We start from the raw sequence: 21,377 nt of genomic DNA on the forward strand, positions 1-21,377 counted from the left end.
GACTGCCCTGCACACCATGCGGGATCAGCTTGCCGGTGTCCGGCTTGTCAGCCTGCACAGCGGCCACGGGGGTGGTCTTCACCGGGGTGGTGTCGGCGTGAGCGGCCACCGGGCCGGCGAACACGCCACCGGCAAAGGCCAGACCAGCAACACTCAGCATGCTCTTACGGAAGATCGAGTTCATGACGAAGCTCCATTCGGGGGTTGGCGCACCCGACCAGAAGGGGGATCGGTACGGGATACGCAAGCACCGTCCGGCGCTCAAAGAGGGGAAGGTTCACCGGCTCACACGCGGGGCGGGGGAACCCCACCACGCTCATCACGGGGGCGAGGGACCCCATCGCGGCGCCGGGACCATGTACAACCACTGACCGAGGGCGGTGATTCCCGGAGGTCGGATCACACCCGACCGGATCACACCCGACCACAGACGGGTCACGGGCAGGCCCTGCTTGGTCAGCCACCCGATATAACGCCATCCGGCGGCCCCACATTCCGGCCCGCACCCGCCAGGCTCAGGCCCGGCGCCTTCCTCGGTCGTTCAGACGTGTTCAACGACCCGCAGGCATCCAGGATTCCCGCCGACCAAGGTGATCGCGGTGGGCCGTCGTGACGCAAGCACACGGAATGACCCGTTTGCCCGGGTCGAAGTCGACGCGGCCGGGGTGATCGACTCCGTTGCGCCGTAATGGCGGTTTCCCGCTGCTCTGGATCCCGCCGTTACGCCGTAACGGTGAGGCCTCCAGACCCAACGCTGCACACTTGCGGAGCGTTTGTCCGATAGTCGCCCAGGCGTCCTGTTCAGGTCTGCGATGTGGCGATCTCGCTGGGGCTCGCTGGGGCTCGCTGGGGCTCGCTGGGGCTCGCTGGGGCTCGCCCTCGCGGGGCTCGCTGGGGCTCGCGGATCGGGTGGAGGAGTGGAGGGGAGATGGTGAGCGGCCGGAGACGAGGTGTTTCCGGCCGCTTCGAACAAGGGGCGGGTTACTGCTTGAGCATGTTGTCCAGCAGCAGGGCGCAGCGGATCACCCCGAGGTGGCTGTACGCCTGAGGGTGGTTGCCCAGGCCGCGCTCGGCCAGCGGGTCGTACTGCTCGGGCAGCAGGCCGGTCGGGCCGGCGGTGTCGATCATCTGGAGGAACAGTTCCTCGGCGTCGGTACGCCGACCGGTGCGCAGGTACGCCTCGATCAGCCACGACGTGCAGATGTGGAAGCCGCCTTCCCGGCCGGGCAGTCCGTCGTCCCAGTGGTAGCGGTAGACGACCGGCCCGCTGCGCAGATCCGCCTCGATCTTCAGCACGGTGGACAGGAACCGTGGGTCGTCCCCGGCCAGCAGACCGGACAGGCCGATCCACAGCGAGGAGGCGTCCATGTCCTCGTCGCCGTACGCGACGCTGTACGCCTCGGCCTCCTCGTGCCAGCCGTACTCCAGCACGTTGGCACCGATCCGGTCGCGCAGCTCCACCCATTCCGGGCGGTCCTCGCCACCGTGCTGGCGGACCACGTGCAGGGCGCGGTCCACGGTCATCCAGCACATCACCTTGGAGAAGATGTGGTGCCGGGGTGGCAGGCGGGCTTCCCAGATGCCGTGGTCGGGCTCGTGCCAGCGGCGGCGGACCGCCTCGACCATGTTCTCCAGGACCCGCCACTCCTCGGCGCGCACCGAGCCGCGTACGTCGGCGGTGGCGGCGATGAGGTCGGCGATCGGGCCGAAGACGTCCAGCTGGAGCTGGTGGTTGGCGAGGTTGCCGACGCGTACGGGGCGGGAGCCGGCGTAGCCGGGCAGGGTGTCGATGACCGCCTCGGCACCCAGCTCGTAGCCGTCCACGGTGTAGAGGGGGTGCAGCCGTTCGGGGTGCCCGCCGGTGCGCTCCACACAGCCGTCGACCCAGCGCAGGAACGCCTCGGCCTCGGCGATCGACCCCAGGTCGACCAGGGCGCGGGCGGTCATCGCGGCGTCACGCAGCCAGCAGTAGCGGTAGTCCCAGTTGCGGACACCGCCGAGCTCCTCCGGCAGCGAGGTGGTCGCGGCGGCCAGGATCGAGCCGGTCGCCTCGTGGCAGAGGCCACGCAGCGTCAAGGCGCTGCGGGCGACCAGGTCCCGGGCGGTGGTGGGCAGCCGCAGTGAGGCCACCCAGTCCTTCCAGGGGCGTTCCGCCGCTGCCTGCCGCTCGTGGATGGGCAGCCGGTGGTGTTCCAGGCTGTGCGTGCCGAAGCGCAGCTCCAGCACCACCTGCCCGCCGAGGGCGGACAGGTCCACCACCGCCTTGGCGCTCTCGTAGCCGCCGTCGTTGCCGACCTCCCACTGCACACCGGGGGAGTAGAGCGCGATCGGCTCGTTGGAGCCGAGCACCAGCAGGCCGTCGGCGAGCGGCTGAAGCTGCACGGCGACCTGCGCGAACTCCGGTCGGGGCGCGAATTCCAGCCGGGCCCGTCCGGTGCCGGTGAGCACCCGGATCAGGGTGGAGTCGCCGGAGATGATCGCCGGCCCGTCGGGTGTGGTCCGCGGGTCGGGCTTGTCGAGCCAGTCGGTGACGGTCAGCCCCGACCAGCGGGTCTCCACCGTCATGGTGCCCGAGCGGTAGCGCTGGCCAAGCGGGATGCCGCCGCGTTCCGGGGCGACACTGAAGTGCCCGGCCGGGCTGCCGCCGACCAGGTCGGCGAAGATGGCCGCCGAGTCGGGCTTGGGGTTGCACAGCCACGTCACCTTCGCGTCGGGCGTGAGCAGTGCGACCGTACGCCCGTTGGCAAGCATCGAGTGCCGCTCGATCGGCACCGCGCGCTCGCCGAACAGCCAGTGCCGGCGGGTCTCCAGCAGCAGCCCGAGCACCCGGGCGGCCTCGATCGGCTCGGCGACCCGGTGGTCGGCCTTGGTCTCGCCGGGGCCGATCTTGATGCCGACGTCCGGGCCGCTCAGGTTGCCGAAGGCGTTCTCGTCGGTGACGTCGTCGCCGATGAACAGGACCGCGCTGGCCGAGAGCTGCGTGCGCAACTGGTCGACCGCGGTGCCCTTGTGGGTGGCCACCACGGACAGCTCGATGACTTCCTTGCCCTGGGTGACGGTGACGTCCGGCCAGGTGGCGGGGCCGCTGCGGACCGCCTCGATGGCGGCGGCGGCGATCTGCGGTTCGACCCCCCGGGTGTGTACGGCGACGCTCGCCGGCTTGCGTTCCAGGCGTACGCCCGGGTGGGCCGCGGCGATCTCGCGCAGCGCGTCCCGCAGTCGCTTGCGGACCTCGATCAGCTCGGGGGAGAGCCGTTCGACGAAGCCGATGTCGAATTCGGAGCCGTGACTGCCGACCAGGTGCACCTCGCTGGGCAGCCGGGAGAGCGCGGCCAGGTCACGAAGCGCCCGGCCGGAGACGACCGCGACGGTGGTCTGCGGCAGCGCGGCCAGGGCACGCACCGCGGCGACGGACTCCGGCAGGGGTACGGCCTTGCTCGGGTCCTCGACGATCGGCGCGAGCGTGCCGTCGTAGTCGCAGGCGATCAGCAGCTGGGGCACCCGGGCGATCCGCCCGATGGCGGAGGCCAGCTCCCGATCCATCGTGCCCGCCGTGGGCATGATGATTTCACTGGAGGGGGCGCTCACGACGCCTCCATGTCAGGCACACCGAGTTCGGTGAGGAAGGACTTCGCCCAGTGCCCCACATCATGGGTGCGCAAATGGCGTTGCATAGTCCGCATACGGCGACGAGCCTCCGGCTTCTCCACGTGCACGGCTCGGAGCAGGGCATCCTTGACTGCGTCCGGGTCGTGCGGGTTGCACAGGAACGCCTGACGCAGCTCGGTGGCCGCGCCGGCGAACTCACTGAGTACGAGTGCGCCCCCGTGGTCCGCCCTTGATGCGACGTACTCCTTGGCCACCAGGTTCATACCGTCTCGCAGCGGGGTCACCATCATCACGTCGGCGGCGGCGTACATCGCAGCAAGTTCGGTCCGACTGTACGACTGATGCAGATAATGCACGGCGGGCACACCGACCCGGCCGAATTCGCCATTAATCCGACCGACCTCGCGCTCGACCTTGACACGAAGTGCCTGGTAGTGCTCGACGCGTTCGCGGCTCGGCGTGGCTACCTGCACCATAACAGCGTCGGGGACTGTCAACTTTCCGTCAGCCAACAACTCCCGGAAGGCCTTGAGTCGCAACTCGATGCCCTTTGTGTAATCGAGGCGGTCCACACCGAGGATGATGGTGCGCGGGTTGCCCAACTCCTCGCGGATCTCCTTGGCTCGCGCCTGGATCGCCGGGTCCGCGGCCAGCCGTTCCATCTCCTTGGTGTCGATCGAGATGGGGAAGGCGCCGGCCTTCACCTGACGCCCGTCGACCTGGATCATCTGCCCTTCGTAGCGCAGGCCGAGCAGGTGACGGGCGAGCCGGACGAAGTTCTGTGCGGCCAGCCGTTGCTGGAACCCGACCAGGTCGGCGCCGAGCAGCCCGCGCAGGATCTCGGTGCGGAACGGCATCTGCATGAACAGCTCGATCGGCGGGAACGGGATGTGCAGGAAGAAGCCGATCCGCAGATCGGGACGCAGTTCCCGGAGCATCGCCGGCACCAGTTGAAGCTGGTAGTCCTGGACCCACACCGTGGCCCCGTCGGCCGCGACCTCGGCGGCGGCCTCCGCGAACCGGGCGTTGACCAGCCGGTACGCCTCCCGCCAGCGACGCTTGTAGGCAGGCGTCTCCACGGCGTCGTGGTAGAGCGGCCAGATCGTGGCATTGGACTGGCCCTCGTAGTAGCGCTCGAGTTCCTCGGCGCTCAACGGCACCGGGTGCAGTCGGATGCCCTCCAGGTCGAACGGCTCGGGAGCGGCGCCGGTGCCACCGGCCCACCCGACCCAGGTGCCCTGATGCTCGGCGAGGACGGGGTGCAGGGCGGTGACCAGGCCGCCAGGGCTGCGTCGCCACTGCCGGCCCTCGGGTGTGCTCACCTCGTCGACCGGTAGGCGGTTTGCCACTACGACAAAGGAGCTACGGACGGTCACGATCGGCCACCTCCGGGTGCTGACGGGTCCACCGCGATGAGCGTACTGAGCGTATCTGCGGCGTCTGTTGCTCAGTGCCGGAGTGACGTACCCGTCCCAGACCGGCCGAACCTTGCACGTGATCATGTTGACAGGCCGTCGGCACCCTCCGCGCAACCGTGTCCGACGGGCGGGGCGATGTGGGCGAAGCCCGGCGGACCTGTCAGGATTGACGATGGCGTGCGCGCGGCCGGGCAACGGTCGTGGCGGCGGGTGACGGCGCGTCCCACGTCACGCGCGTGCCCCGCACCACGCAAATCGACGACTCAGTCCTGACGGAGGTAGCCCGCACCGTGGCCCAGTTCATCTACGTCCTGGAGAAGGCGCGCAAGGCGCACGGCGACAAGGTCGTGCTCGACAACGTGACGCTGAACTTCCTGCCTGGGGCCAAGATCGGTGTGGTCGGCCCGAACGGTGCCGGTAAGTCCAGCCTCCTCAAGATCATGGCCGGTTGGGACCAGCCGAGCAACGGTGAGGCCCGGCTGATGCCCGGCTACACCGTCGGCATGTTGGCCCAGGAGCCGCCCCTCAACGAGGCCAAGACCGTCCTCGGCAATGTCGAGGAGGCGGTCGCGGAGACCAAGGCCAAGCTGGAGCGGTTCAATGCCATCGCCGAGCAGATGGCCACGGACTACTCCGACGAGCTGATGGAGGAGATGGGTCGGCTCCAGGAGGAGCTGGACAACGCCGACGCCTGGGACATCGACTCCAAGCTCGAACTGGCGATGGACGCGCTGCGCTGCCCGCCGCCGGACGCCGAGGTGACCCAGCTCTCCGGTGGTGAGCGCCGCCGGGTGGCGCTGTGCAAGCTGCTGCTGGAGGCGCCGGACCTGCTGCTGCTGGACGAGCCCACCAACCACCTGGACGCGGAGAGCGTGCAGTGGCTGGAGCAGCACCTGGCCAAGTACCCCGGCACCGTCCTGGCGATCACCCACGACCGGTACTTCCTGGACAACGTGGCCGGCTGGATCCTGGAGCTGGACCGCGGCCGGGCCATCGGCTACGAGGGCAACTACTCCACCTACCTGGAGAAGAAGGCCGCGCGGCTCTCCGTCGAGGGACGCCGCGACGCGAAGATGAAGAAGCGCCTCTCCGATGAACTGGAGTGGGTCCGCTCCAACGCCAAGGCCCGGCAGACCAAGTCCAAGGCCCGCCTGGACCGGTACGACGAGATGGCCGCCGAGGCGGAGAAGACCCGCAAGCTGGACTTCGAGGAGATCCAGATCCCGCCGGGCCCGCGCCTGGGCAGCACCGTCATCGAGGCGCAGAACCTGACCAAGGCCTTCGGCGACCGGGTGCTGATCGACAACCTGTCGTTCTCGCTGCCGCGTAACGGCATCGTCGGCATCATCGGCCCGAACGGCGTCGGCAAGACCACCCTGTTCAAGACGATCGTCGGGTTGGAGCAGCCGACCAGCGGCTCGGTCCGGGTCGGCGAGACGGTCTCGCTGTCGTACGTCGACCAGAACCGGCAGGGCCTGGACGGCGACAAGACCGTCTGGGAGGTCGTCTCCGACGGGCTGGACTACCTCATGGTGGGCAAGGTCGAGATGCCGTCGCGGGCGTACATCGCGGCGTTCGGGTTCAAGGGTCCGGACCAGCAGAAGCCGACAAAGGTGCTCTCCGGCGGCGAGCGCAACCGGCTCAACCTGGCGTTGACGCTGAAGATCGGCGGCAACGTGATCCTGCTCGACGAGCCGACCAACGACCTGGACGTGGAGACCCTGTCCAGCCTGGAGAACGCGCTGCTGGAGTTCCCCGGCTGCGCCGTGGTGATCTCCCACGACCGGATGTTCCTGGACCGGGTCGCCACGCACATCCTGGCCTGGGAGGGCGACGACGAGAACCCGGCCAAGTGGTTCTGGTTCGAGGGCAACTTCGAGGCGTACGAGAAGAACAAGATCGACCGGCTCGGCGCGGAGGCGGCCCGACCGCACCGGGTGACGTACCGCAAGCTGACCCGCGACTGACCGGCGAGCGACGTCTTGGCTGATCGGTTTGTCTACCACTGCACCCTGCGGTGGTCTGACCTCGACGCGTACGGCCACGTCAACAACGCCCGCTTCCTCACCCTGTACGAGGAGGCCCGGGTGGCGTTGATGTTCGTCGGTGCGCGGGCGCAGGGCATCGACTCGTTCGCCGACGGAGTGGTCATCCGTCGGCACGAGGTCGACTACCTGCGCCCGGTCGACTACGCCCTGGGTCGGGCCACCGCCGATGCGGCCCCGACCGTACGGATCGAGATGTGGGTGGGGCGGATCCGCGCCGCCTCCTTCACCGTGAGCTACGAGATGTACGACGGTGAGCATCTGGTCAGCCGGGCACAGTCGGTGCTGGTTCCGTTCGACCTGGTCCGGCAGGTGCCCCGGCGGCTCACCGACCGGGAACACTCCTTCCTGCTCGGGTACGCCCCGGACGGTGGCGAGGCATGAGCGCGGGCGGCGTCACACCCCGGCCGGAATCCGATACCGCCGAGTTGCGGCACGGGATCGACGGGGTCGCCGACGCAGGGGCCTTCCTGGCCCGACTGGTCCGGTTGGAGCCGGCCGCCCTGGTGCGGTTACGTCCGACCGGCACACCGGGGCGTACGGCTCTCTGGGGCCGTCTGCCGTGGGGGGTGCTGGCCGTGCGGACGGTCTCCGGCCCCGGCCCCGGCGCCGGGGACGTCACGGTCGCGGCCGGGCAGTTGCTCGCCGAGTTGGCGGCTGGCCGGGCGGGTCTGCCCGCCCGGCGTGACGCGCAGTGGCGCTGGCCGCTGCCGCCGGCAGCCAGCCGGCCGGTGGAGAGCCTGCCGGGCGAGGAGGTGCGCCGGCTCGCCGAGGCCGCCGCCGGCACCCTGCGCGAGGCGGCGACGAACGGCGTGGCCGGCCGGGCGGTGGGGCAGCGGATGCTGCGTGACGCCCTGCTGGACCATGTCGCGGTGGTGGTCACGCCGGACGACGCAGCTGACCGTCCGGTGGAGGTGACCCAGCGAATGGTGCAGGGTCTGATCAGGATGGGGTTCCTGGGGGCGACCGGCGGATCGTCGGGCATCGACGAGGTCCGGGTACGCGCGGCTGGCCGTTGGGTTGCCCTGGTGGGACCGTACGGAGCTGTGTGGTCGCAGAAGGCTACGGATCTTGCCGTGCGGCCGCTTGACCCTCGTCCGAAAGTATGACCTCGGGTCAACCTTCTGGCTTGGGGCTGGCGTTGGGGGGATGCTTCGCTCCGACTGTCCGGGTACCGTCCATCCTCGGATCCCACCCACCGTATGCAACTGGATCCGCTGGGGAGTGAGGTGCGCGAGCGATGCCGTGGTGGTCATGGCGCCCCGGTCCCGCCAGTGGCGGCGACCCGGAAACTCGAAGCAGTGTCACGGTGGAGGAGGCCGTCAGAGTCGGCCCGCCGACGCCCCGTCAGCCCGGGGACGACTGCCCGGGCGGGGAGCATCCGTTGATCGCGGACATGTCAGCCACCGTCGAACCGGTCACCCTGCGCCGCATCTGCGACGCGTTGGACCTGCTCGACGTGCGCTACCTGGCCGACGGCGACGGCAACCTGCTGGCCATGTGGGAGCGGCACGCCGTGCTGGTCACCCTGGAAGGCCCCGAGGACGAGATCCTGGTGCTCCGGGCCCGCCCGCACGCGACCGTGCCGCCGGACTGGGCGGACCGGGCCTACCGGGTGGTCAACGAGTGGAACCACACGCGCCGCTTCTGCAAGGCGTACGTGGGCGACGCCACCGAACGGGGGCAGTTGCCGATCTACGCCGAGCTGCAGGTGCCGCTCGCCGCAGGTGCCCACGACGCGCTCCTGGTCGAGCTGCTCGACTGCGGCGCGGCAGTGGCCACGAGTTTCGTCGACTGGCTGCACGACGAGGGTGCCCTGCTCTGACGGGGGACGGTGGCCGCCGCGGGGCTCACCCCGCGGCCGGGTCCTCCATCGCGTTGACCATGAAGTAGGCCGCCCGCTCCAGGTAGTTCCAGAGCTCGGTGGCGGTCGCCTCCGGCAGATCGAGGCTGTCGACCGCCCGGCGCATGTGGCGCAGCCAGGCGTCGCGTTCGGCCGCGCCGATCCGGAAGGGTGCGTGCCGCATCCGCAGCCGGGGGTGCCCCCGTTGAGCGGAGTACGTGTTTGGGCCGCCCCAGTACTGCATGAGGAACAGCCGCATCCGGTCGGCGGCCGGCCCCAGGTCCTCTTCCGGGTACATGGGGCGCAGCAACGGGTCGCTGGCGATGCCGGCGTAGAACTCATCGACCAGCTTGCGGAACGTGGGCTCGCCGCCGACGGCGTCGTACAGCGTCACGGCCTCGCCGCGGGGCTCGGACTCACCTGCGGGATTCACCCTTCCATCCTGCCAGGCGTTGCCGGCCGGTGACCGTACCGGGACCTGTCGACGCCGTGGTTCAGGTCACCGCATGCCGTGGTCGGTCGACGTTGCCCTGGTCCGGCTTCTCCGACGGGGTGGCCGAGCCGACGGAGGAGGCCCGTGCCGCCTCCACCGTGGCCTCCACCGTCTGCGCGTCGGGCCAGCGTCGGGCGACGAACGTCATAAGCACCACCCCGGCGGCACTCCACAGCCCGACCACGATCGGGATCGGGTAGTGCTCGGCGAGCAGGCCGGTCGCCAGGACCGCGGCACCCTGGATGACCTGGACCCCGGTGGCCATCACGCCGAACGCCCGGGCCCGGTAGCCGTGCGGCAGGGCCTGGACGAACAGGCCGTTCGCCACCGGCAGGATGCCGGCGACCGCGAACCCGCAGGCGGCGGCGAGCAACGCCACCACCGCCGGCGGCGGGTCGAGCAACGAGGGCACCAGCATCAACGGGGCGATGACCGCCAGTGGCCGGAGCAGGGCGATGCGCCGGGACGGCGCGACCGCCCGGCCCATCAACAGCCCACCGAGGATGAACCCGACCGGGCTCGACGCCATGATCAGCGCCTGCGCCATTCCCGCGTTCATCCCGCTGTCCGTGCCTTCGTTGGCCCAGGCTGCGGCCAGTCCCTCGGGCACGATCGAGCAGAGCACCGCGCCGAAGACGAGGATCGCGATGGCTCGCAGCACCGGCGTACGGAACACCAGTTGGAACCCCTCGGCGGTTTCCCGGAGCAGGTGACGGCGTTGCTCGCTGGCAATGGCCGGTGCCCGGTTCCGGGTCCCGAAGCGGACGAGCACCGCCGAGAGGGCGAAGGCTGCCGCGTTCATCAGCAACGCGGCGGTGGTGTTGACGGTCGCCACCGCCGCTCCGAGCAGGTAGCCGACGACCTGCGCAGCCTGCCCGACACTGGCGTTGATCGAGAGCCCGACGACGAGTCGGTCGCCGGGCAGGATCAACGGCATCAGCGCGGAACGCGCTGCCTGGCTCGGTGGATTGGCCAGCGTGGTGGCGAACAGGAGGGCCAGGATCAGCGGCACCGGTATCCCGGGGATGGCGATGAGCAGCATCAAGGCCATCCGGATGAGGTCGCAGACCACCATGATCTGGCGGTAGCGGTGCCGCTCGGCGATCGTGGCAAGCAGTGGGCCGCCGATCAGCCAGGGCAGGTAGCTGACCGCGAAGGCAGCCGCCGAGAGCGCGACGGACTCGGTCTCCTTGTAGACGAGCAGGGTGACCGCTGCCTTGGCGACGTAGTCACCGATCCAGGTCAGGGTGTTGGCCAGGAAGATGGCTCGGTACTCACCCTGGGCGAAGACCTCACGGAAAGTGGCCGGACCTTCCGGAGGAGGCCGCTCGTCCGACACCATCGCCTCCATCGGCCGGTGGCAGGCCACTCGTGATGGCCGGCCCCGAGGCCATCGTCAGATCTACGGATCAGCGAGGACGTGACCACGCTCGGGGAGCGCGTGCACCGGATTCTGCCCGATAGTCTGACAACTGGCTAGGGCGAACGGCTTGATCGTCGCATCTCTGACTGAACGAACGGACGATACCCGAGGGGCCGCTCGGCCGCGAGTACCTACCGTTCCATTCAGGTGGCCCCGCCCTGACCAGTCTCGTTGTCGTCCCGCAGGTAGGCGGGTACGGCCCGGACGGCCGCGATCCGGGCGGTGATCCCGGAATTTTCCAGTGCCTCCGCGAGCCGACGGCGCAACTCGCGGCCCACCGCGGCCTGCCCGTCGGCGGTGGTCTTGACCACCGTGCGGATGACCGTGCCGTCCACCGTCACCTGTTCCACACCGAGCACCTCGGGGGGCTCGACGATGGAGGCCGTCAACTCCGGGTCCACCGCGACCGAAGCGGCTGCGGTACGCAGCACTGCCGTGGCCTCCTCGGTGCCGGCGAAGCCGATCGGCAGGTCGACGACCACCAGCGCCCAACCCTGACTCTTGTTGCCCACCCGGACGATCTCGCCGTTGCGGATGTACCAGAGCACACCCCGCCCGTCGCGAACGGTGGTGACCCGCAGACCGACCGCCTCGACCACGCCGCTGGCCTCGCCGAGATCGACGTTGTCGCCGACCCCGTACTGGTCCTCGATTAACATGAACAGGCCGGCGATCAGGTCCTTGACCAGGCTCTGCGCACCGAAGCCGAGCGCCACACCGGCAATGCCGGCGCTGGCCAGCAGGGGGGCCAGGTCGAAGCTGAACTCCTTGAGCACCATCAGGACGGCGATGCCGAAGATGAACGCCGTGCTCAGGCTGCGCAGCACCGATCCGATCGCCTCGGCCCGCTGGCGGCGTCGCTCCGGGACGAACTCGCCGGGCTCGGTCGCGGCGCTCGGGATGCGCTCGCGCAGCGGCCGGAGCATGGTCGGTACGCCGGCATCGGTGGTGGTGCGCACCAGCCGGCGGATCGTCCGGTGCACCAGCCAGCGGGCGGCGATCGCCAGCATCAGGATCAGGATGATCCGCAGCGGCTTGACCAGGATCCAGTAGCTGCCCTCGGCGAACCACACCGAGTCGAAGTATTTCCATACCCACTTGCAGACGACCTCGTCCAGGCACTCGGGACTGGGGGTGTCCTCCGGGTCGGGGGTGGGCGTACCGGAGACGAGGCTGAGCATGCTGACGGTCACCCTGATTTCGTACCGTAAGCATCCGGTCGACCCATGACCGACCCACGGCCGGGTGAGCCGAGGCGCGCTCGTCGCCGGATCTGTCGTGAAAGCTCCGCCAGGTACCCAGGATTAGTGCGTGCATTCGCCGGTCCGATCAGGGACGATTGGCGCAACGGACGTCGGTGAACCGGCCGGCGTCGACGTGGTGTATGGCTGCGGCCTGCGCCGGTCGGCGGTGGCGAGTGGAGAGCCGCTTGACCGGGAGGGTGACGCGATGCCTGACATACGACCCACGGTGGGCTCCGGCGCGCTGGTCCTCAACGCCACCTATGAGCCGCTGTGTGTCGTGTCGGTGCGTCGCGCCGCGATCCTCGTGCTCTCCGCCAAGGCGGTCTGTGTCGCCGACGGCGAGGGCGTCCTGCACAGCGCCCGCAGCGCGTTACCGGTGCCCTCGGTCGTCCGACTCACCCGGTTCGTCCGGGTGCCCTACCGTACCCATGTGGGTTTGTCCCGCCGGGCGATCTTCGCCCGGGACGGCTGGCGCTGCGCCTACTGCCGGGGTCCTGCCGAGACCATCGACCACGTCTTCCCGCGCAGCCGGGGCGGCCCGCACGCCTGGGAGAACGTGGTCGCCGCCTGCGCCCGGTGCAACCACACCAAGGGCGACAAGACCCCCGCCGAGCTGGGCTGGCGACTGCACTCGCTGCCCGCCGCACCGAAGGGGATCGCCTGGCGGGTGCTCGGTCACCGCGCACCCGACCCCCGCTGGGCCGACTGGCTCGACCTCCGCGAACCCGAAGCCGCCTGACCCACCCAGCTGACCCACCCCGCTGGCTACCGGCCCCCCCCGCCACGCCTTCACAGGACCGCGAAGCCCGCCCACCGAGGGTTTGCGGGGGAGCCCGACCCGCGCAGGGATCAAGCCTGACCGCCCGGAGCGGGTCGGGCTCCCCCGCAAACCCCCACCAGACGACTACCGAGCCTCCACCAAGGAAGCGAACACGATCACGTTGTCCGCGTAGCCCGTCTCCCCACCGACCCAGCGTCCACCACAGGTGATCAGCCGCAGCTGCGGCCGACTGAAGTCGCCGAAGACCTCGTCGGCGGGCAGCGCCTCCTTGTCGTACCGGCCGACCCGGTCGACCTCGAAGATCGCGACCGTACCGTCGGTGCGGGCCACCTCGACGCGGTCGCCGGCCCGCAGTTGCCGCAGGTCCTGGAAGACCGCCGGCCCGGTGCTGGTGTCGACGTGTCCGACGATGACGGCGGGGCCGTACTGGCCCGGGGTCGGGCCCTGGTCGTACCAGCCGGCCTCCTGGGCGCGTTCCGCGGTCGGCGCGGCGATGCTGCCGTCCGCGGCGACGCCCACGTTGTGCACCGGCGCGGCCAGGTCGATCTTGTTGATCTCGATGCCGACCGGTTGGCTCGCCGGCAGTAGTGGAAATTTCTTCGGCGGCGGCGCCAGCCCGGCGATGAAGCGGTCCGGCAGCAGGTTCGTGCCGGTCAGTCGTTCGACCCCGAGCATCGTGATGATCAACAGCATCAGGCTGCCGATCACCAGGACGGGCAGTCCGGGGCTGGCGCGGAGGCTGCGTCGGCCCGATGCCGGCCAGGCTCGACGCGGTCGTGGTGGCACGGGTGCGGCCGACGGGTCAGGTGTGGCGATGCTGGCCGAACCCATCTGGGCGGTGACCCGGCCGAGCCGACCGGCCACGGCCGTCGCTGTCCGCCAGAGTCGGTAGCGGCGGCGGGTGACGGTCCGGGGCGGTACGGGACGCGGTTCGGGCACCGGAACACGGTGGCCGATCATGGCACCCGCCTGTGGTCAGGAACCGGTCCGGCGTCGGCTGCTGATCAGCCCGAAGACCACCGCCGCGGCCACCACTGCGACGCCGCCGAGCAGCAGCGTCGAGCCGGTGCCCGGTCCGGCGGTGCCACCGCCACCGGTCGCCGGGCCCTTGGTGGGTTGCTGCATGTTCAGTACGGTCAGCGTGGTGCTGGCCGTCTGGCCGTTGTTGCAGCGCAGGTTCACCGGATAGTCCCCGGCGGCCTTGTTGCCCGGCACCGTGACGTCGCCGGTGAGGAAGCCGTTGTCCGGTCGGAGGAAGACCCGGTTGAACGCCTCCGAGTCGACCTCGGCCTGCCGGTTGTTGGCGTTGTCGCAGCTGGCCCGCAGGTGCACCCGGGATCCGGCCTGCACACTGTTCGGGGTCACCTCGATGAAGGTGTTATCACCCGCCCGGGCTGGTCCGGCACCGACCAGGATGAACGCCCCGATCAGCGCGAACGCTCCGAGAAGTCGGACGATTGTCGAGGAGGCGTGCAGCACTCCTCCGTACGGTCGCAGACCCCGCATGATCCTCCCTCCCGGCACCGGTGCACCGGTCCTGCTGGGGTGGTGACCCGCGGTGCTTTCCCCCTGCTCCCGCTGCTAACCCGGCCCGCGAAACCGCCCGGCGCGCGGAACCAGTGGGTGTTAAGCGGGGGCCCTTCCTCTACCGGAGGCGTTAACAGGGGGCCCTTCCTTGCATCTGGTCAGGGGCTGCCAGTTGAGGGGGGAGGAGAGCACCATGGTGCTCGACGGCTGCCCGTACGGGGCGAGTCGGTCGATGACCCCCTCGAACTCCCCGATCGAACCGGCCGCGACCTTCAGCACACTGCACGCGTCGCCGGTGATCCGGTGGATCTCCAGGATCTCCGGCCAGGTGGCGACGTCCGGGTCGTGCAGGATGCAGCGGGCGCCGTAGCAGGACATCCGGATCAACGCGACCACCGTCCGGCCGGCTCGGGTCAGGTCGACATGCGCGTGGTACCCGGTGATCACCCCGCTCTCCTCCAACCGGCGTACCCGCTCGGCCACCGCAGGTGGGGACAGGTGCACCCGCCGGGACAGCTCGCTGAACGACAACCGTGCGTCGGCCTGCAGTTCGCGCAGCAGGGCCCAGTCCATCTCGTCCACGCGTAGACCTTACGTCTGACAAGCCAAATGCGGCCAGCGCCTCACGTTTGGCAGGTCAGCTGGGCGTAGCGCCGTTGAACAGGCATTCCATCCGGGGGTGACGCCGCGAGATCATGACTGGAATCGCCAGCCAGGAAGGAGTGGACGGATGGAGCAGACCGAGCTGCGCCCGGGAACCCGGACAGCGGTGCGTCCGGTGACGGGCAAGCAGCGGGCGGCCCGTGCCGCCCGCAACGGCGGCGAGCCGACCCTGGAGTTCGCCGAGCGGGTGCCGTACGACGCCTATGTGCAGGCCAGCACGCTGCACAGGTTGCAACAGCCGCTGAGTGACGACCCCGGCGAGATGTCCTTCCTGATGGTCAGCCAGATCATGGAGCTGTACTTCGGGTTGACCTGCCACGAGCTGCGGGAGACTTCCCGGCTGCTGCGCACCGACCGGGTCTGGGAGGCGCTGGCCCCGCTGCGCCGCGCCGCGCTGCACCTGGAGGCCCTCAACGCCGCCTGGCACGGGTTGCGCTGGATGACCCCGGCCGACTTCAACCGCTTCCGCAACCTGCTCGGCGAGGGCTCCGGCTTCCAGTCGGCCATGTACCGCCACCTGGAGTTCCGGCTGGGGCTGCGGGACGCGGCGCTGATCCGGCCCTTCCGCCGGCAGACCGAGGTGTACGCCGACCTGAACGCGACCCTGGCCACCCCCAGCGTCTGGGACGAGGTGGTCGCCCTGCTCGCCCGGCACGGCCACGACATCCCTGCCGACCTGCTCGACCGGGACGTCCGCGACGAGCACCAGCCGCACGCCGCGGTCGAGGCGGCCTGGGTGCACATCTACGGTGACAGCGGTCCGGACAACCACCTGCGGATGCTCGGCGAGGCGCTGACCGAGGTGGCCGAGCAGTTCGGCGACTGGCGGCACCACCACGTCAAGGCGGTGCAGCGCACCATGGGTGCCAAGGTCGGCAGCGGCGGTTCGGCGGGGCTGGCGTGGCTGCAACGCAGCATGGCCCGGGTGGTCTTCCCGGAGCTGTGGTCGGCCCGGACGGCGATGTGAGGCGAGAATGAACGAGAACGAGACAATGAGTGCCGGTGAGGCCGAGGCGCTGCGCCTGGACGCCGCCGAGCCGGGCCACCGGCACCTGTTCCACGTGCCCCCGGCCGACGGCGGACGCTACCCGGAGACCGCGTACCTGGCGGGCAACTCCCTCGGCCTGCAACCCAAGGCCACCCGTACCGAACTGCTGGCCGACCTGGAGTCCTGGAGCCGGCTCGGTGTCGAGGGCCACCTGGAGGCGGAGCGCCCCTGGTTGCCGTACCACGAGTTGCTCACCGCGCCGGCGGCCCGACTGGTCGGCGCGCTGCCCAGCGAGACCGTGGTGATGAACTCGCTGACGGTCAACCTGCACCTGCTGATGGTCAGCTTCTACCGGCCGGCCGGCGAGCGGACCCGGATCGTCATCGAGGACACCGCCTTCCCCTCGGACAGCTACGCGGTGCGCAGCCAGGCCCGGTTCCACGGGCTGGACCCGGACACCACTGTGGTCCGGCTCAAGCCGCGTCCGGGTGAGGAGAACCTGCGTACCGAGGACGTCACCGCGTTCCTGGCGGCGGAGGGGCACACCGTCGCGCTGGTGCTGCTCGGCGGGGTCAACTACCTCACCGGCGAGCTGATGGACATCCCCACGATCACCGCCGCCGGTCGGGCCGCCGGTGCCGTGGTGGGCTGGGACCTGGCGCACGCGGCGGGCAACGTGCCGCTGTCGCTGCACGACTGGGACGTGGACTTCGCGGCCTGGTGCTCGTACAAGTACCTCAACTCCGGTCCGGGCGCGCTGGGCGGCGTCTTCGTGCACGAGCGCCACCACGGCGACCCCGCCCTGCACCGGTTCGAGGGCTGGTGGAGCACGGCGGCGGCCACCCGGTTCGAGATGACCCCGGTGAGCCGACCCCCGGCCACCGTCGAGGCGTGGCAGATCTCCAACCCGCCGATCTTCGCGATGGGCCCGGTGCGGACCTCGTTGGAATTGTTCGACTCGGTCGGCATGCCGGCGCTGCGCGAGCGCAGCCTGCGGCTCACCGGCTACCTGGAGCGGCTGCTCGACGAGGTGGTCGCCGACCGGCCGTTGACCGTGGTCACCCCGCGGGACCCGAGCCGGCGCGGCTGCCAACTGTCGGTCCGCATCGGCGTGGGCACCGCAAACGAACTGACCAAGCGGCTGCGCCACGAGCACGGGGTGATCGCCGACGCCCGGCAGCCGGACGTGGTGCGGTTCGCCCCGGTGCCGCTCTACTCGACGTACCACGATTGCTGGCGGGTCGCCGACGCGCTGGCCGCGACGGTGGAGGTCAGCGCGTGAACACCCGGCAGGACGAGATCGCAGTGGTGGGCGCCGGCCTGGCCGGCTGCCTGTTGGCCTGCTACCTGGCCCGGCGGGGTCACTCGGTGACGCTCTACGAGCGGCGACCGGATCCGCGGGTCGGCACGCCCGAGCGGGGACGCTCGATCAACCTGGCGCTCTCCGAGCGGGGTCTGGACGCGCTGCGCCGCATCGGCCTCGACGAGCAGGTGATGACCGACGCCCTGCCGATGCGCGGTCGGATGGTGCACCCGGTGGTGGGCGAGCCCGACTTCCAGTCGTACAGCGCCGAGGGTGATCGGGCGATCAACTCGATCAGCCGGGGTGCGTTGAACAACGCGCTGCTGGACGCCGCCGCCAAGCTGCCGCAGGTGCGGGTCGCCTTCGACCACCGGCTGGTCGGGCTCGACCCGGCCACCGCGCAGATGACCTTCGAAACCCCGCAGGGCACGGTCACCGCGAACGCCACTGTCGTGCTCGGCGCCGACGGCGCCGGTTCGGCCGTACGCGGACAGCTGCTCGAACACGGCCTGCTCACCGAGAGCGTCGACTTCCTCGACTACGGCTACAAGGAACTCACCATCCCGCCGCTGGGTGGCGACTTCGCCCTCGACCCGGGTGCGCTGCACATCTGGCCGCGCGGCACCTCGATGATGATCGCCCTGCCCAACCCGGACCGCTCCTTCACCTGCACCCTGTTCTGGCCCAACCACGGCACCGCCAGCTTCTCCTCGTTGGGCAGCAAGGCGGCGATCGAGCGGTACTTCGCCCAGCACTACCCGGACCTGCCGCCGCTGGCCCCGAACCTGGTCGACGACTACCAGCACAACCCGGTCGGCGTGCTCGGCACCGTGCGGTGCGACCCGTGGCAGTTCGACGGGCGGGTGGCCCTGCTCGGTGACGCCGCGCACGCCATCGTGCCGTTCTACGGCCAGGGCGCGAACTGCGCCTTCGAGGACGTGGTGGAGCTGGACAACTGCCTCGACGAGTGCGGCGACGACTGGGCCGCGGCCCTGCCGCTGTACCAGCAGCGCCGGCAGGACAACGCCGAGGCGATCGCCCAGATGGCGCTTACCAACTTCGTGGAGATGCGCGACAAGGTCGCCTCGCCGGTGTACCAGACCCGCAAGAAGGTCGAGCACGCCCTGGAGCGGGCGCTGCCGGGCCGCTACGTCTCCCAGTACGAACTGGTCTCGTTCACCACCGTCCCGTACGCCCAGGTGCGCCGCCGGGTCCGCCGGCAGTACCAGGTGCTCGGCGCGGTGGCGGCCGGTGCGGCGGCGGTGCTGGCCGGCGCGGTGCTCGCCCTCGGACGCCGGAGGCGCGGATGACCCTCTGGGACCCCCGGCGGATGACCGGCCACGCGCCGGACGGCCCCGGGCTGCTGCGCAACTTCGTCGGCGGCGAGTTCGTCTCGACAGGTGAGCTGTTCACCAAGCGCTCACCGGTGACCGGCGAACCGGTCTTCGAGGTGGTCGAGGCCAGCCGCTCCACAGCGGACGATGCGGTCACCGCCGCCCGGGCGGCGCTGCGCGGGCCGTGGGGCCGGACGGGGGAGCGCGAACGCGCCGAGGTGCTGCGCCGGATCGCCGACGAACTGGAACGTCGCTTCGACGACCTGGTTGCCGCCGAGGTCGCCGACACCGGCAAGGCCATCTCCCAGGCCCGGACCCTGGACATCCCGCGCGGCGCGGCCAACTTCCGCGCCTTCGCCGAGATCGTCGCGACCGCGCCCACCGAGTCGTTCACCACGGTCACCCCGACCGGCGGCCGGGCGCTGAACTACGCGGTCCGCAAGCCGGTAGGCGTCGTGGCGATCATCGTGCCGTGGAACCTGCCGCTGCTGCTGCTCACCTGGAAGGTCGCCCCCGCACTGGCCTGCGGCAACGCCGTGGTGGTCAAGCCCAGCGAGGAGACCCCGGCCTCGGCCACCCTGCTGGCCGAGGTGATGGCCGCGGCCGGCGTACCCGACGGGGTGTTCAACCTGGTGCACGGCTTCGGCCCGGACTCCGCCGGTGAGTTCCTCACCCGGCACCCCGGCGTCGACGCAATCACCTTCACCGGCGAATCGTCCACCGGCGGGGCCATCATGCGGGCCGCCGCCGACGGGGTGAAGGCGGTCAGCTTCGAGTTGGGCGGCAAGAACGCCGGGCTGGTCTTCGCCGACGCCGACCTGGACGCCGCGGTGGCCGGTTCGGTGCGGTCCAGCTTCACCAACGGCGGCCAGGTGTGCCTGTGCACCGAGCGGATCTACGTGCAGCGGCCGGTGTTCGAGGAGTTCACCGCCCGACTGGCCAAGCGCGCCGAGGAGTTGGCGTACGGCTGGCCGGCCGACGAGGCGACGGTGAACATGCCGCTGATCTCGCACGGGCACCGCGACAAGGTGCTCGGCTACTACGACCTGGCCCGGACCGAGGGCGCGCAGGTGCTGGCCGGCGGGGCGGTGCCGCGCTTCGGTGACGCCCGCGACGGCGGCGCGTACGTGCAGCCGACGGTGCTGACCGGGCTCGGCCCGCAGGCCCGTACCAACACCGAGGAGATCTTCGGCCCGGTGGTGCACGTGGCACCCTTCGACGACGAGGACGAGGCGTACGCGCTGGCCAACGGCACCGAGTACGGCCTGGCGGCGGCGGTCTGGACCCGCGACGTGGGTCGGGCGCACCGGGCCGGGCAGCGGTTGGACGCCGGCATCGTCTGGGTCAACACCTGGTTCCTGCGGGACCTGCGTACCCCGTTCGGCGGGGTGAAGGCCTCCGGCATCGGCCGCGAGGGCGGCGTGCACTCGCTCGACTTCTACTCCGAACTCACAAACGTCTGCGTGGACCTGTCATGAGCGACCTTCAGCGAGCGGCCGACGAACTGACCGAGGCCCGGACCAGTGGCAAGCCCTGCCCACCGCTGCGCGGGCGGCTGCTGCCCGAGGGCGACGTGGCCGCGGCGTACGAGGTGCAGCAGCACCAGGTACGCCAGTGGCTGGCCGCCGGGCAGCGTCGGGTGGGCGCGAAGATCGGCCTGACCTCCCGGGCGGTGCAGGAGAACCTCGGCGTGTACGAGCCGGACTTCGGCGTCCTCACCGACGTCATGGCCGTGCCCGACGGTGCCGAGGTGCCGATCGAGCGGCTGCTCCAGCCGCGGGTGGAGGCGGAGATCGCCTTCGTGCTCGGCGCCGACCTGCCCGACGAGCGGGTCACGAGTGTCGACGTCATCCGCGCCGTCGATCACCTGCTGCCGGCCATCGAGATCGTCGACTCGCGGGTCGCCGGCTGGGACATCTCCATCGTGGACACCGTGGCGGACAACGCCTCCAGTGGGCTGTTCGTGCTCGGTACCGCGCCGCGCCGGCTCGCCGACGTGGACCTGCGGCTGTGCGGGATGGTGCTGGAGCACGCCGGGGAACCGGTGTCGGTAGGTGCCGGTGCGGCCTGCCTCGGCAACCCGCTGCACGCGGTGGCCTGGTTGGCCACCACGATGGCCCGTGCCGGTGAGCCGCTGCGCGCCGGTGACGTGGTGCTCTCCGGGGCGCTTGGTCCGATGGTGTCGGTGACCCCCGGCGCGGCGTACGAGGCCCGGATCTCCGGCCTCGGCTCGGTCCGGACCTGTTTCTCCCGGCAGGCGAAAGGTGGCTCGTCATGAGCGTCGGTGTGGCGGTGATCGGGTCGGGCAACATCGGCACCGACCTGATGATCAAGGTGCTGCGGCTCAGTGAGAGCCTGCGGATGGTGGCCATGGTCGGCATCGACCCGGACTCCGACGGTCTGGCGCGGGCCCGCCGCCTCGGCGTGGCCACCACCGCCGAGGGTGTGGACGGCTTGGTGAAGATGCCCGAGTTCGCCGACGTCGAACTGGTCTTCGACGCCACCTCCGCCGGTGCGCACCGGCACAACGACGCCGTGCTGCGCGCCCACGGCCGCCGGGTGGTGGACCTGACCCCGGCCGCGATCGGCCCGTACGTGGTGCCGCCGGTCAACCTGGACGAGCACCTGGCCGAGCCGAACGTCAACATGGTCACCTGCGGCGGGCAGGCCACCGTGCCGATCGTCGCCGCGGTTCGCCGGGTCACC

Annotated in this window: 18 protein-coding genes and 2 pseudogenes; 11 read left to right on the forward strand and 9 right to left on the reverse strand. The window is 70.5% G+C overall.

Annotated elements, in window-relative coordinates:
- From Vgi01_RS21510 to Vgi01_RS21520, 3 genes and pseudogenes are all read right to left on the reverse strand, one after another.
- Window positions 1–184, reverse strand: a pseudogene (locus Vgi01_RS21510) (hypothetical protein); the annotation flags it as partial.
- A 797-nt stretch (window positions 185–981) separates the two neighbouring features.
- Window positions 982–3,561 carry a trehalose-phosphatase gene (otsB, locus tag Vgi01_RS21515; RefSeq protein ID WP_102660511.1) on the reverse strand — a complete coding sequence of 860 codons (2,580 nt, stop codon included), beginning with the start codon at window positions 3,559–3,561 and terminating at the stop codon, window positions 982–984.
- Window positions 3,562–3,584: 23 nt separating this feature from the next.
- On the reverse strand, window positions 3,585–4,985 hold the full coding sequence (locus Vgi01_RS21520; protein WP_102660500.1) for an alpha,alpha-trehalose-phosphate synthase (UDP-forming): 1,401 nt from the start codon (window positions 4,983–4,985) through the stop codon (window positions 3,585–3,587).
- A gap of 332 nt (window positions 4,986–5,317) precedes the next feature.
- Here Vgi01_RS21520 and ettA point away from each other — a divergent pair, with 332 nt between their 5' ends.
- The 4 genes from ettA (at window position 5,318) to Vgi01_RS21540 (ending at window position 8,897) form a co-directional block, all read left to right on the forward strand.
- Window positions 5,318–6,994 (forward strand): energy-dependent translational throttle protein EttA, encoded by a 1,677-nt coding sequence (ettA, locus tag Vgi01_RS21525; RefSeq protein WP_102660512.1) that lies wholly within the window; start codon window positions 5,318–5,320, stop codon window positions 6,992–6,994.
- Window positions 6,995–7,009: 15 nt separating this feature from the next.
- A complete protein-coding gene (locus tag Vgi01_RS21530; protein ID WP_102660501.1) occupies window positions 7,010–7,456 on the forward strand; it encodes an acyl-CoA thioesterase in 447 nt (148 codons plus the stop codon).
- The gene (locus Vgi01_RS21535; RefSeq protein WP_102660502.1) at window positions 7,453–8,181 is read left to right on the forward strand and encodes a DUF8185 domain-containing protein; all 729 of its coding nucleotides are present in this window, start codon (window positions 7,453–7,455) and stop codon (window positions 8,179–8,181) included. The genes Vgi01_RS21530 and Vgi01_RS21535 overlap by 4 nt, the downstream gene beginning before the upstream one ends.
- Window positions 8,182–8,312: 131 nt before the next feature.
- On the forward strand, window positions 8,313–8,897 hold the full coding sequence (locus tag Vgi01_RS21540) for a type III secretion system chaperone family protein (protein ID WP_043721735.1): 585 nt from the start codon (window positions 8,313–8,315) through the stop codon (window positions 8,895–8,897).
- Window positions 8,898–8,922: 25 nt separating this feature from the next.
- On the opposite strand, the gene Vgi01_RS21545 is transcribed toward Vgi01_RS21540, so the two are convergent.
- The 3 genes from Vgi01_RS21545 to Vgi01_RS21555 form a co-directional block, all read right to left on the reverse strand.
- Window positions 8,923–9,348 (reverse strand): globin, encoded by a 426-nt coding sequence (locus Vgi01_RS21545; protein ID WP_102660503.1) that lies wholly within the window; start codon window positions 9,346–9,348, stop codon window positions 8,923–8,925.
- A 61-nt stretch (window positions 9,349–9,409) separates the two neighbouring features.
- Window positions 9,410–10,750, reverse strand: coding sequence for an MFS transporter (locus Vgi01_RS21550; protein ID WP_204292176.1), 1,341 nt, complete (start codon window positions 10,748–10,750; stop codon window positions 9,410–9,412).
- Window positions 10,751–10,974: 224 nt separating this feature from the next.
- Entirely contained in the window at window positions 10,975–12,012 is a 1,038-nt protein-coding gene (locus tag Vgi01_RS21555; protein ID WP_239089098.1) for a mechanosensitive ion channel family protein, read from the reverse strand.
- A gap of 268 nt (window positions 12,013–12,280) precedes the next feature.
- Between Vgi01_RS21555 and Vgi01_RS21560 the strand changes: the two genes are divergently transcribed.
- Window positions 12,281–12,814 (forward strand): HNH endonuclease, encoded by a 534-nt coding sequence (locus Vgi01_RS21560; protein WP_043725542.1) that lies wholly within the window; start codon window positions 12,281–12,283, stop codon window positions 12,812–12,814.
- A 165-nt stretch (window positions 12,815–12,979) separates the two neighbouring features.
- Here the strand turns inward: Vgi01_RS21560 and Vgi01_RS21565 are convergent, their stop codons facing one another.
- The 3 genes from Vgi01_RS21565 to Vgi01_RS21575 all read right to left on the reverse strand — a co-directional run bounded on the left by Vgi01_RS21565 (window position 12,980) and on the right by Vgi01_RS21575 (window position 14,965).
- Entirely contained in the window at window positions 12,980–13,816 is an 837-nt protein-coding gene (locus Vgi01_RS21565; RefSeq protein WP_102660505.1) for a class F sortase, read from the reverse strand.
- 15 nt (window positions 13,817–13,831) lie between these two features.
- Window positions 13,832–14,362: a hypothetical protein gene (locus tag Vgi01_RS21570; protein ID WP_233197042.1), complete on the reverse strand. Its 531-nt coding sequence runs from the start codon at window positions 14,360–14,362 to the stop codon at window positions 13,832–13,834.
- Window positions 14,363–14,482: 120 nt separating this feature from the next.
- Window positions 14,483–14,965: an Lrp/AsnC family transcriptional regulator gene (locus Vgi01_RS21575; RefSeq protein WP_102660506.1), complete on the reverse strand. Its 483-nt coding sequence runs from the start codon at window positions 14,963–14,965 to the stop codon at window positions 14,483–14,485.
- A gap of 148 nt (window positions 14,966–15,113) precedes the next feature.
- Between Vgi01_RS21575 and Vgi01_RS21580 the strand changes: the two genes are divergently transcribed.
- From Vgi01_RS21580 to Vgi01_RS21605, 6 genes and pseudogenes are all read left to right on the forward strand, one after another.
- Complete coding sequence (locus Vgi01_RS21580) at window positions 15,114–16,013, forward strand: tryptophan 2,3-dioxygenase (RefSeq protein WP_204292178.1); 900 nt, start codon at window positions 15,114–15,116, stop codon at window positions 16,011–16,013.
- A 25-nt stretch (window positions 16,014–16,038) separates the two neighbouring features.
- Window positions 16,039–17,316, forward strand: coding sequence for a kynureninase (gene kynU / locus Vgi01_RS21585; protein ID WP_102660515.1), 1,278 nt, complete (start codon window positions 16,039–16,041; stop codon window positions 17,314–17,316).
- Window positions 17,313–18,647: an FAD-dependent oxidoreductase gene (locus Vgi01_RS21590; protein ID WP_204292179.1), complete on the forward strand. Its 1,335-nt coding sequence runs from the start codon at window positions 17,313–17,315 to the stop codon at window positions 18,645–18,647. The genes kynU and Vgi01_RS21590 overlap by 4 nt, the downstream gene beginning before the upstream one ends.
- A 20-nt stretch (window positions 18,648–18,667) precedes the next feature.
- On the forward strand, window positions 18,668–20,149 hold the full coding sequence (locus tag Vgi01_RS21595; protein ID WP_204292180.1) for a 2-hydroxymuconic semialdehyde dehydrogenase: 1,482 nt from the start codon (window positions 18,668–18,670) through the stop codon (window positions 20,147–20,149).
- Window positions 20,146–20,949 carry a 2-keto-4-pentenoate hydratase gene (locus Vgi01_RS21600; RefSeq protein ID WP_102660509.1) on the forward strand — a complete coding sequence of 268 codons (804 nt, stop codon included), beginning with the start codon at window positions 20,146–20,148 and terminating at the stop codon, window positions 20,947–20,949. Before Vgi01_RS21595 ends, Vgi01_RS21600 begins: the two co-directional genes overlap by 4 nt.
- A pseudogene (locus Vgi01_RS21605) lies at window positions 20,946–21,377 on the forward strand (acetaldehyde dehydrogenase (acetylating)); the annotation flags it as partial. The gene Vgi01_RS21600 and the pseudogene Vgi01_RS21605, both read left to right, overlap by 4 nt.

Source organism: Micromonospora gifhornensis (genome assembly GCF_016863515.1).
GTDB classification, from domain to species: Bacteria; Actinomycetota; Actinomycetes; order Mycobacteriales; family Micromonosporaceae; genus Micromonospora; species Micromonospora gifhornensis.

Excerpts from the sequence above, each read along its gene's own strand:
- Vgi01_RS21570 (WP_233197042.1), bottom strand. The coding sequence starts at position 14,362 with ATGCGGGGTCTGCGACCGTACGGAGGAGTGCTGCACGCCTCCTCGACA.
- kynU (WP_102660515.1), top strand. The coding sequence starts at position 16,039 with ATGAGTGCCGGTGAGGCCGAGGCGCTGCGCCTGGACGCCGCCGAGCCG.
- Vgi01_RS21595 (WP_204292180.1), top strand. The coding sequence starts at position 18,668 with ATGACCGGCCACGCGCCGGACGGCCCCGGGCTGCTGCGCAACTTCGTC.
- Vgi01_RS21580 (WP_204292178.1), top strand. The coding sequence starts at position 15,114 with ATGGAGCAGACCGAGCTGCGCCCGGGAACCCGGACAGCGGTGCGTCCG.
- Vgi01_RS21550 (WP_204292176.1), bottom strand. The coding sequence starts at position 10,750 with ATGGTGTCGGACGAGCGGCCTCCTCCGGAAGGTCCGGCCACTTTCCGT.
- Vgi01_RS21535 (WP_102660502.1), top strand. The coding sequence starts at position 7,453 with ATGAGCGCGGGCGGCGTCACACCCCGGCCGGAATCCGATACCGCCGAG.
- Vgi01_RS21540 (WP_043721735.1), top strand. The coding sequence starts at position 8,313 with ATGCCGTGGTGGTCATGGCGCCCCGGTCCCGCCAGTGGCGGCGACCCG.
- Vgi01_RS21560 (WP_043725542.1), top strand. The coding sequence starts at position 12,281 with ATGCCTGACATACGACCCACGGTGGGCTCCGGCGCGCTGGTCCTCAAC.
- otsB (WP_102660511.1), bottom strand. The coding sequence starts at position 3,561 with ATGCCCACGGCGGGCACGATGGATCGGGAGCTGGCCTCCGCCATCGGG.
- Vgi01_RS21555 (WP_239089098.1), bottom strand. The coding sequence starts at position 12,012 with ATGCTCAGCCTCGTCTCCGGTACGCCCACCCCCGACCCGGAGGACACC.
- Vgi01_RS21565 (WP_102660505.1), bottom strand. The coding sequence starts at position 13,816 with ATGATCGGCCACCGTGTTCCGGTGCCCGAACCGCGTCCCGTACCGCCC.
- Vgi01_RS21600 (WP_102660509.1), top strand. The coding sequence starts at position 20,146 with ATGAGCGACCTTCAGCGAGCGGCCGACGAACTGACCGAGGCCCGGACC.